17 protein-coding genes are annotated in these 16,544 nt (G+C 44.5%); 8 read left to right on the forward strand and 9 right to left on the reverse strand.

Going from position 1 to position 16,544, the window contains the following annotated elements:
* Positions 1-92: 92 nt before the first annotated feature.
* From UJ203_RS17145 to UJ203_RS17155, 3 genes are all read left to right on the forward strand, one after another.
* A complete protein-coding gene (locus UJ203_RS17145) occupies positions 93-233 on the forward strand; it encodes a YycC family protein (protein ID WP_322012692.1) in 141 nt (46 codons plus the stop codon).
* A 72-nt stretch (positions 234-305) separates the two neighbouring features.
* Positions 306-1,514 (forward strand): MFS transporter, encoded by a 1,209-nt coding sequence (locus tag UJ203_RS17150; RefSeq protein ID WP_322012694.1) that lies wholly within the window; start codon positions 306-308, stop codon positions 1,512-1,514.
* Between the two features lie 135 nt (positions 1,515-1,649).
* On the forward strand, positions 1,650-3,737 hold the full coding sequence (locus UJ203_RS17155) for a glycosyltransferase family 39 protein (protein WP_322012696.1): 2,088 nt from the start codon (positions 1,650-1,652) through the stop codon (positions 3,735-3,737).
* A gap of 36 nt (positions 3,738-3,773) precedes the next feature.
* Here the strand turns inward: UJ203_RS17155 and rplI are convergent, their stop codons facing one another.
* The 4 genes from rplI to UJ203_RS17175 form a co-directional block, all read right to left on the reverse strand.
* Positions 3,774-4,223, reverse strand: coding sequence for a 50S ribosomal protein L9 (rplI, locus tag UJ203_RS17160; protein ID WP_010332608.1), 450 nt, complete (start codon positions 4,221-4,223; stop codon positions 3,774-3,776).
* A complete protein-coding gene (gdpP, locus tag UJ203_RS17165) occupies positions 4,220-6,199 on the reverse strand; it encodes a cyclic-di-AMP phosphodiesterase GdpP (RefSeq protein ID WP_024123525.1) in 1,980 nt (659 codons plus the stop codon). Before gdpP ends, rplI begins: the two co-directional genes overlap by 4 nt.
* Positions 6,200-6,235: 36 nt before the next feature.
* Positions 6,236-7,165 (reverse strand): YybS family protein, encoded by a 930-nt coding sequence (locus UJ203_RS17170; protein ID WP_322012713.1) that lies wholly within the window; start codon positions 7,163-7,165, stop codon positions 6,236-6,238.
* 224 nt (positions 7,166-7,389) lie between these two features.
* A complete protein-coding gene (locus UJ203_RS17175; protein ID WP_010332611.1) occupies positions 7,390-7,539 on the reverse strand; it encodes a hypothetical protein in 150 nt (49 codons plus the stop codon).
* 145 nt (positions 7,540-7,684) lie between these two features.
* Here UJ203_RS17175 and UJ203_RS17180 point away from each other — a divergent pair, with 145 nt between their 5' ends.
* The gene (locus UJ203_RS17180; RefSeq protein WP_105991107.1) at positions 7,685-8,170 is read left to right on the forward strand and encodes a spore coat protein; all 486 of its coding nucleotides are present in this window, start codon (positions 7,685-7,687) and stop codon (positions 8,168-8,170) included.
* Positions 8,171-8,199: 29 nt separating this feature from the next.
* Here the strand turns inward: UJ203_RS17180 and UJ203_RS17185 are convergent, their stop codons facing one another.
* Positions 8,200-8,577 (reverse strand): winged helix-turn-helix transcriptional regulator, encoded by a 378-nt coding sequence (locus tag UJ203_RS17185; protein WP_024123528.1) that lies wholly within the window; start codon positions 8,575-8,577, stop codon positions 8,200-8,202.
* Positions 8,578-8,786: 209 nt separating this feature from the next.
* On the opposite strand from UJ203_RS17185, the gene UJ203_RS17190 reads away from it, so the two are divergent.
* Positions 8,787-9,716 carry a manganese-dependent inorganic pyrophosphatase gene (locus UJ203_RS17190; protein WP_010332614.1) on the forward strand — a complete coding sequence of 310 codons (930 nt, stop codon included), beginning with the start codon at positions 8,787-8,789 and terminating at the stop codon, positions 9,714-9,716.
* A 33-nt stretch (positions 9,717-9,749) separates the two neighbouring features.
* Here the strand turns inward: UJ203_RS17190 and UJ203_RS17195 are convergent, their stop codons facing one another.
* Complete coding sequence (locus UJ203_RS17195) at positions 9,750-10,199, reverse strand: DUF6376 family protein (protein WP_322012719.1); 450 nt, start codon at positions 10,197-10,199, stop codon at positions 9,750-9,752.
* A 438-nt stretch (positions 10,200-10,637) separates the two neighbouring features.
* Here UJ203_RS17195 and UJ203_RS17200 point away from each other — a divergent pair, with 438 nt between their 5' ends.
* Positions 10,638-11,948, forward strand: coding sequence for an MFS transporter (locus UJ203_RS17200; RefSeq protein ID WP_059292131.1), 1,311 nt, complete (start codon positions 10,638-10,640; stop codon positions 11,946-11,948).
* Between the two features lie 155 nt (positions 11,949-12,103).
* Positions 12,104-12,838 carry a MerR family transcriptional regulator gene (locus tag UJ203_RS17205; protein WP_322012722.1) on the forward strand — a complete coding sequence of 245 codons (735 nt, stop codon included), beginning with the start codon at positions 12,104-12,106 and terminating at the stop codon, positions 12,836-12,838.
* A gap of 45 nt (positions 12,839-12,883) precedes the next feature.
* Here the strand turns inward: UJ203_RS17205 and UJ203_RS17210 are convergent, their stop codons facing one another.
* Together UJ203_RS17210 and UJ203_RS17215 are read right to left on the reverse strand one after the other, a co-directional pair.
* Entirely contained in the window at positions 12,884-13,678 is a 795-nt protein-coding gene (locus UJ203_RS17210) for a hypothetical protein (protein ID WP_322012725.1), read from the reverse strand.
* 107 nt (positions 13,679-13,785) lie between these two features.
* A complete protein-coding gene (locus UJ203_RS17215; protein ID WP_322012727.1) occupies positions 13,786-14,169 on the reverse strand; it encodes a YybH family protein in 384 nt (127 codons plus the stop codon).
* A 160-nt stretch (positions 14,170-14,329) separates the two neighbouring features.
* Here UJ203_RS17215 and UJ203_RS17220 point away from each other — a divergent pair, with 160 nt between their 5' ends.
* Positions 14,330-15,178 carry a pentapeptide repeat-containing protein gene (locus UJ203_RS17220; RefSeq protein WP_322012729.1) on the forward strand — a complete coding sequence of 283 codons (849 nt, stop codon included), beginning with the start codon at positions 14,330-14,332 and terminating at the stop codon, positions 15,176-15,178.
* Between the two features lie 79 nt (positions 15,179-15,257).
* On the opposite strand, the gene UJ203_RS17225 is transcribed toward UJ203_RS17220, so the two are convergent.
* Positions 15,258-16,457 carry an MFS transporter gene (locus tag UJ203_RS17225; RefSeq protein WP_322012731.1) on the reverse strand — a complete coding sequence of 400 codons (1,200 nt, stop codon included), beginning with the start codon at positions 16,455-16,457 and terminating at the stop codon, positions 15,258-15,260.
* Between the last annotated feature and the right edge of the window lie 87 nt (positions 16,458-16,544).

Genomic DNA, 16,544 nt, shown 5'->3' on the forward strand with positions numbered 1-16,544 from the left:
GGGCATTTTCCGAATGCACCATCCCTTTGTGATATCTTCTTACGTTTCACATCTGATTCTTGTACAATGGACAAAAGAGAGGAGGGATCTTTGTGAGACCTTTGCAAATTTCTGCTGAAACTGCACAAAAGCTTGCAGAGTCTTTGAATCTGCCGCTTGAACAGATCATGCATATGCCTCAACATATTCTGCTTGCCCAAATGGCTGAATTGCAGAAAGAGGACAAATCATAACCTGCACTCGCATACTTGCTTACATGTATCGGAATGATATTAAGTATATGTTAGAAAAGAGGAGTAACTGCTTTGCCACATCCACAAAATAAAAAAATCCAATCGTTTTGGCTGATTGCCGGTATTATCTTTATCGCGTTTAACTTAAGACCCGCAATCACTTCAGTCGGGCCGGTCATCAGCTCCATCAGGACCGAGCTGCACATGTCCAATGGGGCAGCCGGTTTTTTGACCGCACTGCCGCTGCTTTCGTTTGCCGTTCTTTCTCCGCTCGCGCCTAAGCTCGGACGGCGTCTCGGAAATGAGCGAACCTTATGGCTTGGTCTCCTGATACTGTTTATCGGTGTTTTGATTCGATCTGCCGGCTATACCCCCGCTTTGTTTTTCGGAACGGCACTCATCGGAATCGGAATTGCGATCGGAAACGTACTTTTGCCAAGCTTAATCAAACATAAATACCCTGAAAAGCCAGGGATCATGATCAGCCTGTATACGACATCTATGAATATATTCGCTGCTTTAGCATCAGGTATCAGCGTTCCTTTAGCGTCCCAGTTGGATGGCGGATGGAAACAGGGATTTCTTTTATGGGGAGGCTTGGCATTTCTAGCCTTGCTGATTTGGATACCTCAGCTTCGCCATCGGGATGCGTCCAACCAGACGCCGCAGCTTAAAACCAGTCCGATTTGGGCTTCCAAAGTGGCATGGTTCGTCACCATCTTCATGGGCCTGCAATCATTTTTATTTTACAGCAGTATTGCCTGGTTTCCTGAGATTCTCCGTTCACACGGGATTGATACGTCAACCGCCGGATGGCTTGTATCACTCATGCAATTTGCGAGTCTGCCTTCCACTTTTCTGACACCGGTTTTAGCTGACCGCGTGAAACATCAGCGCGGGATCGTTGCAGCGCTGACCGCAGTCTATCTGATCGGTCTATGCGGATTATTAACGGGCGGCAGCCATGCTATGCTTGCCATCTGGATGGTGATTATCGGTATCGGACAAGGCTCCAGCATTAGTCTGGCACTCACTCTCATTGGGCTCCGCAGTGAAAATGCGTATCAGGCTGCAGCGCTGTCGGGCATGTCACAGTCATTTGGCTACCTTCTTGCTGCCGTCGGGCCGATCTTTGTCGGGTATCTCTTTGATCAGGCACATTCATGGACAATGCCGATTGTGCTTCTTATTGCTGCTTTAATCGTCATGGGAACAGCAGGACTTGGGGCTGGACGCGATCGATACGTCCTTCAGACAGAGAGAAAGAGAAATTCAGCGTAGAAAAAGGGCGGGGAAGATGTCTCCGCCTCTTTTTTTATCGAAAAACTGTCAGACATTCTTTGAATCTTTATGGTTTATTCATAAGTTTTTCATATTTGTTTTTTACAATAAGACATCATAAAGAGGTGAAAAACGATGAAAACCAAACGTTTCGACACAGTCCTTATTGTTATTTTGCTTGCAGCGGCTTTTCTCAACACCTATCACATTTGGCAGGATGACGCCGCGAACCAATACTATCTGGCAGCGGTGAAAAGCATGACGCAAAGCTTCCACAATTTCTTCTATGCATCATTTGACCCTTCCGGATTTGTAACAGTGGATAAGCCGCCAGTTGTGTTATGGATTCAAACGATCTTCGCGCTGATCTTTGGTGTTCATACGTGGAGTGTCATCATTCCTCAGGCTCTCGCCGGGGTTGGATCGGTATTCCTTCTGTACAGAATGATCAAACCGACATTTGGCATTGGAGCGGCCCGCGCCGCCGCGCTTGTCATGGCGCTGACACCGATCGCAGTCGCCGTCAGCCGGACAAACAACATTGACAGCATGCTTGTCTTTACCTTATTGCTCGGTTCATCATGCCTGCTTCGGGCGGTCAAACAAGGCAAGCTTGTTTGGCTCCTGACAGCTTTTGGCCTGATCGGCCTTGCATTTAATATGAAAATGATGCAAGCCTTTATGGTATTGCCTGCATTTGTGTTATTCTACCTGATTGCTTCTCGGATTTCGCTAAAGAAAAAAACAGGATCGCTGATTCTGTCTCTTATCCTCCTAACCGGTATATCGCTCTCATGGGCGGTTATTGTGGATTCAACATCCTCCTCCAGCCGGCCATATATCGGAAGCAGCCAGACAAACTCTGTGTTAGAACTCGCCTTCGGATATAACGGCACAGAGCGGCTGCTTGGGCAAACCACCGGCCTTGCACGCAGTGATATGAATGGCGCAGGCGGCGGTAACATGCAGAATAATGGCACGATGCAAGCGCCAAATCACAATGAGTCCTCTGACGGAACCTCTTCATCTCAGAACGGAAACAGCAAGGCAGATGGAAATCAAAACAGCACCGGTTCCTTCGGGGGCAATGCACCTCAGCCGCCTTCTGGACAAAACGGCACTTCCAATGGAGGGGGCGGCACACCTCCAACAGGCGGACCAGGAAATGGAGGACCCGGCGGTGGCGGCGGAAAAAGCATGAACATGTTCGGCACAGGTGATGCAGGACCGCTTCGTCTCTTCCAATCTGCTCTTTCCGGCCAGATCAGCTGGATGCTTCCATTCGCATTGATCGGGTTATTAGGTGTAATTGTCAGCTGGTACCGTGATCGCCGCGGTCAGGCTACGGAAATGAAGGAAACGATATTCTGGACAGCATGGCTCGTACCTGTGGCAGGTTTCTTCAGCATCGCGGGATTCTTCCACCAGTATTACTTGATTATGCTGGCACCGCCGATTGCCGCACTTTCCGGTATTGGATGGTATACAATGTATCGCTTATACAAAAACAATAAAGATTGGTCAAGCTGCCTGCTGCCAGCGGCCGTCTTCATCACAGCCGCATTCCAAGTGTATATTTTGAGTGCTTATACAAGCCAAATCGGCAGTGGTTGGATGTATGTACTTGGACTCGCTGGACTCGGCATCACCATTGCTCTGCTCATGCTCAAACCCAGTCATCCTTTTGGCAAACAGCTAACCATAGTCAGCTTATGTGTGCTGCTGCTCGCACCAATCTACTGGTCAGCAACGCCGCTTTTATACGGGGGCAACAGCGTTCTTCCTGAATCCGGCCCGCAGCTTAAAAGCTCGGCAAACGGAGGAAACATGTTCTCCTCAGAAATGGACACCGGTCTCCTGTCTTATCTGAGAGAGCATAATACTGGCGAAGAGTATTTATTTGCTGCGTTGACAACCGTAACGGCTGCGCCATATATCATCAATACAGATGAATCTGTCATGGCACTCGGCGGCTTCAACGGCACAGATCCGATTCTGACTGTCTCTGAGCTGAAAAAACTGGTCAATGAGGGCAAAGTGAAATACTTCCTGCTGTCAGAAGCTAACTCAGGCAATACTGAACTCGTTTCTTGGATAAAGAAACACGGCCAAGTTATATCTTCTGACGAGTACAGCAGTTCCTCGAGCAGCACAAGCAGCCAGCAAGGCATGAAACGTGGACCAGGCGGAGAAAGCCAGCAAACCCTTTATCTCGCAGAATAAAAAAAGAGGCTTGGATCAATCCAAGCCTCTTTTCTATTAAGCTTCTTCTTTCACATGTACCTTTAACACAGCCTGCACTTCAGGATGCAATTTCACAGGAACGTTTGTATATCCTAACGCACGGATGCCGTCCGGCAGTTCCAGCTTCCGCTTATCCACTTTGATGTTATGGTCTTTTTGAAGCTGTTCAGTAATTTGCTTGCTTGTGACAGAGCCGAACAAACGGCCGCCTTCACCTGATTTTGCGCTGAGCTCAACAGTCAGTTTTTCTAATGTTTCTTTTAAGCTCTTTGCCTGCTCAAGCTCTGCGATAGCTTCTTTTTTCTCTTTCTGCTTTTGACCGTTTAGTACACTGATGTTTGACGCGTTCGCTTCAACCGCGAGGCCTTTTTTAATCAGAAAGTTATGCGCATAACCGTCTGCTACGTTTTTCACTTCACCTTTTTTTCCTTTTCCTTTTACATCCTGTAAGAAAATAACCTTCATCTTTGTACGCCTCCCTCAAAATACTCATCTATGGCGCCTTTCAGCCGCTCCAGCGCTTCTGTTACTGAAATGCCGGATAACTGAGTCGCCGCATTTGTTAAATGTCCTCCGCCTTCCAGCGCCTCCATGATGATCTGAACATTCACATCGCCAAGAGACCGCGCACTGATACAAACAGTTTGTTCATCACGTCTAGCTACCGCAAATGAAGCCTCAACCTCGCTCATCGACAGCAGTGAATCCGCAGCCTGCGCAATCAGTACTTGATCGAAATATTCATCCTCATTCTCAGGCAGAGACGCAATCGCGATGTTCTCTTTATAGAGGGCCGTATGCTGGATCAGCTTCGCCCGTTTAATATAGGAATCAACGGTTTCTTTGAGGAACTTCTGCACAAGCACCGTATCGGCGCCTTTCGCTCTTAAATATGAAGCTGCATCAAAGGTCCGCGAGCCAGTGCGGAGTGAAAAGCTCTTTGTATCCACTATTATACCAGCTAATAGGGCGGTTGCTTCAATCATATTGATTTTTAAGCGCTTCGGCTGATACTCTAGCAGCTCTGTCACCAATTCCGCTGTTGATGAAGCGTACGGCTCCATATAGACGAGCAGCGGGTCTCTGATAAATTCTTCGCCTCTGCGGTGATGGTCGATGACCACAATATGTTCAATTTTGTTTACCAGCCGTTCTTCCATGACAAGCGACGGCTTATGTGTATCCACGATGACAAGCAGCGTGTCGTCATTGGCAATTTCCATCGCTTCTTCAGGCGTAATAAACCTGGACCACAGATCTTCATATTTTTTAATTTCCTCAATCAAGCGCTGCACACTTGAACCGATTTGATTCGGATCAATCACAATAAATCCATCTTTGTTATTTGCCTGTGACACCTTTAATATCCCGATCGCCGCGCCGATAGAATCCATGTCGGGGAATTTGTGTCCCATGATAATCACATTGCTGCTTTCAGAAACGATTTCTTTTAAAGCATGAGAAATCACGCGGGCGCGCACCCTTGTTCGCTTCTCCATCGGGTTCGTTTTACCGCCGTAAAACTTCACTTTTCCGTTTGGCAGCTTAATGGCTACCTGGTCTCCGCCGCGGCCCAGCGCTAAGTCCAGACTGGATTGCGCCAAATCGCCAAGCTCTTTCAGCGATGAGACCGAAGCTCCGACACCAACGCTTAAGGTCAGCGCAACGCCGTCAAATGAAGTTTTTTCCCGTACCTCATCCAGAATCGAAAACTTCGAATTTTCAAGTTCGGTTAAAATGTGTTCATTAAGCACAGCGATGAAACGTTCTGATGAAGTCCTTTTCAGGAATATTCCATACTCTTGCGCCCAAGCGTTGAGCAAAGATGTCACTTGGCTGTTCATCGTGCTTCTCGTCTGGTCGTCTAATCCTTGCGTCACATCATCATAGTTATCAAGGAAAATATAGGCCAGCACAGTTCTTTCATTTTCATATTGCTTTTCAATCTGTATCTGTTCCGTCACATCGAAGAAATAAAGCAGACGCTCATCCCGTTTGATGACCACTTTAAATTTTCGGTCATTCAATGTAACCGTTTCCGATTCTACCTCTTGTTTGATGAGCGGCACAACTGATTCACAAGTATCATAAAGTGATCTCCCCACTAAAGTACTTTCATTAAAGCAAGAAGAGAGAAACGGATTTGCCCATTCTATATAGTATTGATCATTAAAAAGCATGATGCCGATCGGCATTTCCATCAATGCCTCTTCACCGACTTTTTTCAACCTGTAGGATAGCGTAGAAATATAAGCGTCTATCTCTTTTCGAATAAGAGAATCCGCGCGTTTTATAAAAAACAGTATAACTGCAAGCAGCAACACTTCGACGGTTCCTATGATCCAGTTAAAATAAAAGCTGATGAGGATTGTAATGATTGACAAAGCAATCAATGCATAGATGGGATACCGAAACAACGGTTTTTCATAAAAGCTTGGCATTTCTATCACTCCCCACCATGTGAGTACAACTCATATTCACTTCACCTTATTCCTTATGTTAAAGCCCATGTCCATAACGCCTAAAATGCGAATGGCTGCCATAAAAATCGGATGCAGAAAACAAAGAATGACTGCAATGACGGCGACTGCCTTCGGATATTTTTTCTTATGGCAATAGAAAAAGATAAATGATAAACCCTGGATAAAAATAAGAAACCCGAGTATAAACTCCCCATTTAAAGCGATAGAGTACAGCATTTGGCCTTTTTCTAAAGGCAGAAATGAAAGAATGACAATCAACAAATACAGTACCACAACACTTTGCGGAAACTTCAACTCTCTAAAAGGCTTTAGACTAGGAATATCGGGGGAGAATCGCCTCAAGAGCGGCTTAGCGATAAGGTAACTGAGGAAAGAAAAAATGGCTCCTACCATCACGATAGCTGTTGGAAAAAGATATTGAACCGTACTCAATTGTTCTTCCATCAGTTTCATTTGTTTCTCAAGCTCTTCAGCATTACCCGATTGTTTCAAAACAGATTCAACGATATCGAGTGATTGCCGGTATTGTGTCATTGCTTCATCAATGATATTGATACCCAAAAACTGAATGCTTATCACAAAATAGAACACGATACAAAGCATATAAATCAGGGCACCCGAAATAATAGCATGACCGGGTTCTCTTTTTTTGAAAAAATGCCCCATGGCAATGCCCGCACAAGCTGACATAAAAGCTACAATCAGTCCGTTAAAGGACCCGACAATAAAGACAACAGGAAGACTGACAGCGCCCATCCATAATCCTAATTTCAATCCGTGTCTGATCGTATAAAGGATCATAGGCAGCGGCAGCGCAAATAACAGAATTGTTCCAATCAATGGAACATAAACGACCAACAGTGTGATGATCGCAAACAAACTGATTAAAATAGCACCTTCCATTAATGCTCTTGTTTGTTTCACTTAGTCACCTCGTATCATACTGAACATACGAATAGAAAAGAGCAGCATAAACGACTGCTCTTTTTTTCATCGCCGCAACATGTTTTGCACCAATGTTTTCATATCATCTCTAAAATTACTTTTATATTTTAACATAAGTCCAAATCGCAAGTAAAATGACGCCAATGTTTCATGTGAAACATTGCAAACGAAAAGACATTCTTTAAAAGAATGCCCCTCACTTCTTATTCTTTATCATCCATAAAACCAGAAGATTCTTTGTTTTTCTTCTTCGTTTTTCTGACATACACAAATATTAAAATCACAAGTAAAAGGGTTGTTGCTTGCAGAACGCCGCTGCTAAACAAGAAAAAGTTCTTTATCATGTCCCACATCGTGTTTCACCTCTTTTTGGATGTTCTCAACCCGTATCCTATATAAGGTGAATTTCCCTTTTTAAAAACTTCAAAACATCATGAACAACATTGAACGTTGGGCATATGCTGATACAGAATCTGATTGATAAAGGAGATTTGTTACATGGATGAACGCAGAACGTTGGCTTGGCATGAAACATTAGAGATGCATGAGCTGGTTGCTTTTCAGGCAAACGGGCTCATTAAACTGAAGAAAATGATTAGAGAAGTTAGAGACCCTCAGCTCAGACAGCTTTATAGCGTGTCCATTCAGGCCGTTGAGCAAAACTTAAGAGAGCTTCTCCCGTTCTTCCCTCAGGCGCCGATGCCTCGCGATGATGAAGAAGAAGAGCGCGCTGATAACCCATTTTACAGCGGTGACCTGCTCGGCTTTGCCAAAACATCTGTCCGCAGCTATGCCATCGCCATTACAGAAACAGCAACACCTCAATTAAGAACCGTACTTGTCAAACAGCTAAACGCTGCCATTAAGTTGCATGCGCAGGTTTATCAATACATGTATCAGCATGGATACTACCCATCTTACAACCTTTCTGATCTGTTAAAAAATGACGTCAGAAACGCCAATAAAGCCATTTCGATGAAATAAAAGAAGCAGCAAAGGCTCTCCCTTTGCTGCTACTTCTGCTGTTCTTTTAATAAACTGTTCGAACGACGCGCCTCCAGTACTTCTCGGTTGGCGTCGCCCCATTCTTTCATTTGCAATACAATCGGCTCAAGCGTTCGCCCGAATTCTGTCAGAGAATACTCAACCTTGGGCGGCACCTGGTGATAAACTTCGCGATGAACAATGCCATCCGCTTCAAGCTCCCGAAGCTGCAGGGTCAGCATTCGTTGGGTAATACTCGGGCAGATTTTGCGAAACTCATTGAACCGTTTCTTGCCATCTATCATGTGATAAAAAAGGATTCCTTTCCACTTTCCGCCAATGACATCTAGTGTAAATTCAACTGGACAGCCTTCTTTGTTCGGATAAATATTGTTTTTTCGGCTCATGTTCGACCCTCCAATAGTACCTTTTTTGATACTACAGATCATTTTGCAACTGACCTACCCAGCATTTTACACACCTTTCCTCTTCCACTCAAAAAAAATGCTTTTTATTCACATCAATTTTTAAGGGTTTGCATGATTACACCCGCAGCAAGACGTGTTAAACTATAAAAAGAATGTTTACACTACTTAAAAAAGGATAAGGAGTTATCATGGAAAAAATACTTATTTTCGGACACCAAAATCCAGACACAGATACGATTTGCTCTGCTATTGCTTACGCTGATTTAAAAAACAAACTCGGTTTCAACGCTGAGCCTGTCAGACTTGGACAAGTCAACGGCGAAACACAATACGCGCTAGATTACTTCAAACAAGAAAGCCCTCGTCTTGTAGAAACAGCTGCAAACGAAGTGAACGGCGTTATCCTTGTTGACCACAACGAACGCCAGCAAAGCATCAAGGATATTGAAGACGTTCAGGTTCTTGAAGTCATCGACCATCACAGAATCGCAAACTTCGAAACAGCTGAGCCGCTTTACTATCGTGCTGAGCCTGTCGGCTGTACTGCTACAATCTTAAACAAAATGTACAAAGAAAATAACGTAACAATCGAGAAAGAAATTGCCGGCCTTATGCTGTCTGCTATCATTTCTGACTCTCTGTTATTCAAATCTCCAACTTGCACTGATCAAGACGTAGCGGCAGCAAAAGAACTTGCTGAAATCGCTGGCGTAGATGCTGAAGAATACGGCTTAAACATGCTGAAAGCCGGCGCTGATTTAAGCAAAAAAACAGTTGAAGAGCTGATTTCTCTTGATGCAAAAGAATTCACACTCGGCAGCAAAAAAGTCGAAATCGCACAAGTCAACACAGTGGATATTGAAGATGTGAGAAAGCGCCAAGCTGAGTTAGAAGCAGTGATTTCTAAAGTTGTGGCTGAGAAGAACCTTGATCTGTTCCTTCTTGTGATCACAGACATCTTAGAAAACGATTCACTTGCACTTGCAATCGGTAACGAAGCGGACAAAGTGGAAAAAGCATTCAACGTCACATTAGAAAACAATACAGCCCTTCTTAAAGGCGTTGTTTCTCGTAAAAAACAAGTCGTTCCTGTGTTAACAGACGCGATTGCAGAATAGTAAAAAAGCATCCCGCTCCCGGGATGCTTTTTCTTATTCGCCTAGCTTTTCAATTTGCCCCATCACATCAGTCATTTGCTTAGCGTTTTGGACCAATTCGGATTGCTCCAATTCCTCAAGCGATACCTTTCCTTCTTCCACTTGCTGCAAGACGTCTTCCGCACTTTTTTGCAATGTGTCGTTATGCTCCTGCAGGGTGTTGTGAAGCTCCGCTGCGGCATCAGGCGGTGTTAATTCATTAAAATCAGCCGCTGCCTTTTGAATAGACTCAAGCTGTGTCTCTAGTTTTTCTTTCGCCTCAGTGTCATTTACAGCTTCCTCAGCCAATGCAGGCGCTTCCTCTGCAAACGTCTTCACCTTTTCCACATAAGCTGACGCTTCATTTGTATAATCCAGCCCGTCATTCACCTGATCCAGTATTCCGCATCCGCCTGCCCCCAAAAGACCCGCGCCGGCCAAAACCGTCAGAACCATTTTCTTCATTGTTTGCCCCCTTATCGTTTCTTCTTCATTTTTTCTTTTAAGATCGGAATCAATTTCTCTTTCGCTAATGGCAGCCCCTTCTTCACCACTTCACGTTTCAGCCATTTCTTCAGCTTAGACATCGTGAATCTCCTCTCCCTTTTTTGATAAAAATGAAAAAACTCCACCGATTTGGTGAAGTTCAGAAAAACAAAAAGACCTTCACCAAATCAGATTTGGCAAAGGTCTCGCTAACAATCAAATTGCCAGCAAAGCCGAGGACACCTAGTCCCGTAATGACGACTTTACTGTGAAAGCTACTCCCCTTTGGAGTGTTCATTTTTATTACTTTCATTCTAAAGCAATGGGCTTTTCCAGTCAAATTCCTGCTGTCCGTTTACATAAAAGAGAGCTGTGGTATTTAAAATTTGAATGGTATTTACATCCGGAGATCATGCTATGACAGAGGAGGTTTTCATCATGAGTCAAGAGCGCGTGAAACGGCCCGGGCATACCAGATGGTATATATCTTCGTTACTGAGCGGCATTATCATTCTTAATTATTTTGATCGAGTGGCCATTTCTGTAGCTGCCCCGGCGATACAAGATTCGTTTCACCTCACAGCAACTGAACTCGGCATTGTGTTTTCGATTTACACATATTCGTACACACTGATGCAGCTGCCCGTCGGTAGTTTATTGGACAGGTTTGGCGTGGCCTGGGTCACAAGAATCGGAATGACGGTTTGGAGCATTTTAACGATCATTCTCGCTTTTTTACAAGGAAAACTGCTCTTATATGTGTTCCGTTTTCTCATTGGGCTGACTAGCGCATCGGCGTTCCCCGCCGCTTCCAAAGCAACCGCTCTATGGTTTCCGCCAAGCGAACGGGGTCTGGCGAACTCACTGTTTGATTCAGCCGCCAAATTTTCAAACGTAATCGGAGCGCCGCTGGTCGCATTTCTCGTCACAACCTTTGACTGGCGGGTCGCCTTTTTAACGATCGGATGCATCAATGTGCTGTTTACCATCTTTTTCTGGCAGTACTATGAGCAGCCCGAACGGCACAAACGCATTTCCAAAAGCGAATTAAACTATATTCAGAAACACAATACAATCACAACAGAGCAAATCCCTTACAAAACGGGTCCGCTTTTAAAAAAGCTTTTCACTAATCGTAAAGTATGGGGCTTAATGATCGGATTTACGGGGTACGGCTATACATTCAACCTGCTGCTTACATGGCTACCGACTTTCTTTAAGCATACATACGGAATGGATCTCATGTCATCCGGTTTATTCACCGCCGTGCCGTGGCTGATCTCAACCATTTCCGGCATTGTGGTCGGCGGCTGGCTCGTCGATTACCTTATCAAAAAAGGCTATTCCAACACCAAGGTGTACCGAACCGTGATCATTGTAGGGATGAGCTTCGGCTTTTTCTTTTTAGGCTCCATTTTGACGAATAATATCACCGTCGCGATTATCTGCATTTCAATCGGCCTCGCCGGCGTTTCTGCAACGGCTCCGGTCGGCTGGTCCATCTCCGCAGAACTGGCCCCGATTGGCTCCGTTTCCATGCTGAGTTCCATGGTAAACTTGGCAAATAACCTATTCGGAGGCATAATCGCCGCTTCACTCACGGGATATTTGTTTGATGTGACTGGTTCCTTTACACTCAGCTTTCTGGTTGCCGGTTTTGTATTGCTGCTCGGGCTGATTTTTTACGTGTTTGTGCTAGGAGATGTGAAAAGAATTAAGTTGGAGTAAAGAGTGCTTGTGTGCAAGCACTCTTTTCTTTAATCATATAACAGCTTTCTCGGGGGCTATATCCCATTCTCTCCGGGTAAACATAACATCATTTTTATTCTTGACTCCAACCAAAGGTAAGGCCTCATAGTGATAGAGGAAGGAGGAATTGAGCTGTGAAGGTAACAGTAAAAGAACTGTCGCACATTGCGAACGTGACAATCAAAACGCTTTATCACTACCACAAAATCGGCTTGCTGGTCCCAAAAGAAATCAGCGAAGCCGGATATCGGTACTATTGTGCCGACGAGCTAAAAAGACTGCAGGAAATCCTTTTTTACAAAGAATTAGATATTCCTTTGTCAGAAATAAAAAGGTTATTAGATGAGGATGCTGACAGAACTGGCACATTAGAAAAGCAAAAAAAGCTATTTGAAAAGAAAATTAAAAAGTACCAGCACTTCGTTCAAACGGTCAATATGTCTTTAGAATACACAAGAAAAGGTGAGAACATGGATCATAAGGTAATGTTTATAGGATTTGAAACCGCTGACGAATGGAAACAATCTTTAGCGGAACAAAATGACCATTTAAAAGAGCATTACGATTTTGAAGTAGATACCCACGCTATCAATGTAGATGAAATGAACAAAATGGCGATAGAGGCAAAACATTTTCTTGATGGAATGGCTGATTTTTTAAGAAGCGGCGTGACGTATCATGACCCTGCCGTGCAAGAGCATGTCATGAATCATATTACGTTCCTGAATCAAAACGGGCATCCGACAAGCAAAGAAGATTACGTAAAACAAACGCGATTTTTTATGCAGGATGATTTTCATCGAGGAATGTTAGAAGAGCAGCAAACCGGTTTATCTTATTATCTGACCGTCGTTGCAGAACACCTGTAGCGTGAGTCTTTGCCACTCTATAGGGAGAAAACGCATTCTCTCTACTCAAGTTGCGGCACCGCCAACAATCGATACATTCTGCCGGTCAACGCCAAAATTCCGCCCGTTCCATTTCAATACGGTTTGAACATATCCCAATGAGTCGGCGTTATACCTTCCGGCGATCCGCTGATACGCCAGCAATTCGTATACGCCGTCTCTGTTGAAATCAACCGGATACAAGCCGGATAAAGGATTAACCCAGCCTTCTATCGGCGCTTTTAAAACACCCTGATTCGTATAAATTTCATTCAAATAGTCTCTGCCTTTGTAGGTAAGATCAAGTATATATTGTTCATGCTGGCGTTGACTGAACACGCTCGCTTTATATTGATTTAGATAGCTCACACTGTACTTGAATTCATCATTAAAAGAATCCGAATTGAAAATCTGCCTGAACTGCCGGTTCATATAGGCAAATACATACGCATATATAGAGCCTCCGCTTCCCCCGGTATCGATTACAACAGCCACATCTTCCGTTTGATTGCCTGTCACATCAGCCAGAAAAAGTGACGGATTGTATCCGATATTGTTATGAAGCTGGATTTGCCGTTCCTGATGTGTTTTGCCGTCACGTATCACCAAAGTGATATTTCTCCATAGCGGACTGCCTGACGTTTGATTGCCAGTAAGGAAGACTTCATCAGCGACTCCATCTCCCGTCACATCACCCCGCGCTGCAGTAATAATGACGCGCGAGAAACCGGGCTGCCTATAGATATATGGATACTGGTAAAGCGTTGATTCTCCGCGATGATAAACCCAATAAGGTGCCATTCTGCTGTTGTATGGATTCAATTGAATTCACCCTTTCCTATTCACCTTCATGAATCATTATATGCAGGAAAAGTACACAGCAGATCACATGCAGCCCGTCTTGTTTCAGAATGTCTAAGCACTATAAACTAAATTAAATCCGTACCATATGAATTATCAATTGCACAAAGCCACTCACCTTGCATATTCTTCTTAAACACATAGGTCGCCCTTCTTTCCATCGCATACTCGGAATCCTTTTTATCCGATTCAAGCAGCGTTTGAGAAAGGACCAGAGCAGTGTCGCCTGCTTCCAAAATGACCATTTCCCCTTGCGTCGGGACAAGCTGATTATTGAAATAATTTGCGATCGCAATAAACGCTTTTTTGATTTCTTCTTTACCGCGTGCGATCATGCCAGGCTTCACAACTAAAATGGCATCCTCTGTATAGTAATTCATTAGTGTATCAAAATCTTCGTTCCGGATTGCCACATCACAAGCAGAAATGATCTCTTTAATTTGCTGTTCCAAAAGGTTCCCTCCCCATCGTCACGGTTGGATATATTATACATTGTTTGAGGGGTTGATCATGAAAAAATAAAATGAAAAGTATACCTATTTCCTATATAATGCAAATAGTACGAACAAAACCTATATTTGACAAAGTTCCCGAGTGAAGGGGTGAACGATATTGTCTGTGGAATTCACATTACATGACAATAGACAGCATGAGATAAGCGCAGATTGCCAACATTGTTTTGGCCTGTGCTGTGTTGCCTTGCCTTATGCGAAATCGGCCGATTTTGCTTTTGATAAAGATGGCGGAACGCCTTGCCGCAACTTACAATCAAACTATCAATGTGCCATACATGAAGCTCTTAGAGAAAAAGGATTTCAAGGCTGCTCAGCTTATGAATGCTTTGGCGCCGGTCAAAAGGTATCCCAAATTACTTATGAGGGAAAGGATTGGCGAAACAACCCGGAATCCGCGAAAGAGATGTTTGACGTTTTTCCAATTATGCAGCAGCTGCATGAGATGCTTTGGTATTTACATGAAGCTCTTTCTATAGAGGCAGCCAAGCCGATTCATCGTAAGTTGCGGGCTTGTTTCGAAAAGACGGACAAACTCACCAGGCTCAGTGCGGAAAACCTGCTGAACCTACATGTGCCTGAGCATAGAGCTGAGGTTAATGAATGGCTGTTAAAAACGAGCGAGCTGGTGCGTGCCCAAGCCCGCAATCAAAAACTCCCGAAAAAAATCAGCCGGGGAAGCGCCCTGATCGGCGCGAAACTGAAAGGGCTTGATCTACGAGGAGCAAACTTCAGAGGAGCACTGCTCATAGCAGCCGACCTGAGACATTCTGATCTGAGAATGACAGATTTCATCGGCTCTGATCTCAGAGATGCTGATTTAAGCGGAGCTGACCTGACAGGAAGCATTTTTCTAACGCAGGCACAAGTGAACGCTGCAAAAGGCAATCCTCGCACAAAGCTTCCGCCTACTTTAAAGATCCCGGCCCATTGGAACAACAGCCAATAAGAAAAGGACCTGCCAGAGGTCCTTTTTTTGTTACCATCATTTCAATTTACTGCCTGCACCTCAGGACATGTTAAATCAGTCATAGCGCGCTGCCCGACACGTTTTCACTCCTTGCCAGAAATACCGACAGCACGAAGGCAAATAGCAGCATGAACGTGATCATACCGACGACACCCAGCCAATGAAAAGCAGACCAAAACACGCCGCCGACTGTTCCGCAAATACTTGAACCTGCGTAATAAAAGAACAAATAAAGCGATGAGGCCTGCGCCTTGTTATGCAGGGCTCTCCGTCCAACCCAGCTGCTGGCGACTGAATGCCCTCCAAAGAAACCAAAGGTAAAAAGGGCAATCCCCAAAATTTTTACTGCTAATACGCCGTTTAACGTTAATAATGCACCTGTGATCACGATAAAAATATTCATCATCAGTATTTTATGATAACCGTATTGATCGACCATTCTTCCAATAAAAGACGAGCTGAAAATCCCGACAATCATCACAATAAATATCCAGCTGACAATCGCTTTGTTAAAGGAATACGGCGGCGCTAACAGCACATACGCAATGTAGTTGAACAATGCAACATTGCTTCCGAGAAGCAAAAAACCAATGAAGAACAAGCTTAACAGTTTCCGGTCCTTCAAGTGGCTGATTAAAGACATTCCCAACTGCCCGATCTCAAGTTTTCTCGGCGTAAAATGGGTCGATTGAGGCAAATTCATAAAAAATATCATACTTGCTATCAAACTAATCACACCAATTGACCCCATCGCTATATGCCAAGTAAAGTACTCACTCAAGAGCCCTGAAACAATCCTTCCAAAAACGGCGCCGATCGCGTTTCCGCTGATATACAGCCCCATCGCCGACCCCAGGCTTCCGGGTTCAATTTCTTCTCCAAGATAAGCCATCGCAATCGAAGGGAGGCCAGCGAGCGCAATCCCTTGAATGGTTCTCAATACGAGCAGCGTATGAAAATTCGGGCTGAAGGCCGACGCCAGACAGAGAACGGATGCGGCCAGCATGGATACAGCCATAATTGGCTTACGTCCCCATACCTCTGACAACGAACCGAAAACAAGCATGCTGACAGCTAAGAGCATTGTTGTAGCAGATAAAGAAAGACTCGCTGTTGTAGGTGTCACATGAAACTCCCGCGTAAATTCCTCCATAAGCGGCTGTACACAATACAGAATGGCAAATGTATTAAAACCCGCGGCAAAGAAAGCAAACGTAATTTTCCGAAAAGCCGGTGTGCCTTTTTGAATGTATGTCATCGGGACTTTATCTGCCCCTCACCATTTTGTTGAAGACTGCACTCCATAAACACCCATCCTTTAATTCTTGCGATTTCAAACATCCTC

The sequence above is a fragment of the Bacillus sp. V26 genome (assembly GCF_034296245.1).
GTDB lineage: Bacteria > Bacillota > Bacilli > Bacillales > Bacillaceae > Bacillus > Bacillus halotolerans.

Excerpts from the sequence above, each read along its gene's own strand:
- UJ203_RS17155 (WP_322012696.1), top strand. The coding sequence starts at position 1,650 with ATGAAAACCAAACGTTTCGACACAGTCCTTATTGTTATTTTGCTTGCA.
- rplI (WP_010332608.1), bottom strand. The coding sequence starts at position 4,223 with ATGAAGGTTATTTTCTTACAGGATGTAAAAGGAAAAGGAAAAAAAGGT.
- gdpP (WP_024123525.1), bottom strand. The coding sequence starts at position 6,199 with ATGCCAAGCTTTTATGAAAAACCGTTGTTTCGGTATCCCATCTATGCA.
- UJ203_RS17175 (WP_010332611.1), bottom strand. The coding sequence starts at position 7,539 with ATGTGGGACATGATAAAGAACTTTTTCTTGTTTAGCAGCGGCGTTCTG.
- UJ203_RS17180 (WP_105991107.1), top strand. The coding sequence starts at position 7,685 with ATGGATGAACGCAGAACGTTGGCTTGGCATGAAACATTAGAGATGCAT.
- UJ203_RS17185 (WP_024123528.1), bottom strand. The coding sequence starts at position 8,577 with ATGAGCCGAAAAAACAATATTTATCCGAACAAAGAAGGCTGTCCAGTT.
- UJ203_RS17190 (WP_010332614.1), top strand. The coding sequence starts at position 8,787 with ATGGAAAAAATACTTATTTTCGGACACCAAAATCCAGACACAGATACG.
- UJ203_RS17195 (WP_322012719.1), bottom strand. The coding sequence starts at position 10,199 with ATGAAGAAAATGGTTCTGACGGTTTTGGCCGGCGCGGGTCTTTTGGGG.
- UJ203_RS17200 (WP_059292131.1), top strand. The coding sequence starts at position 10,638 with ATGACAGAGGAGGTTTTCATCATGAGTCAAGAGCGCGTGAAACGGCCC.
- UJ203_RS17225 (WP_322012731.1), bottom strand. The coding sequence starts at position 16,457 with ATGACATACATTCAAAAAGGCACACCGGCTTTTCGGAAAATTACGTTT.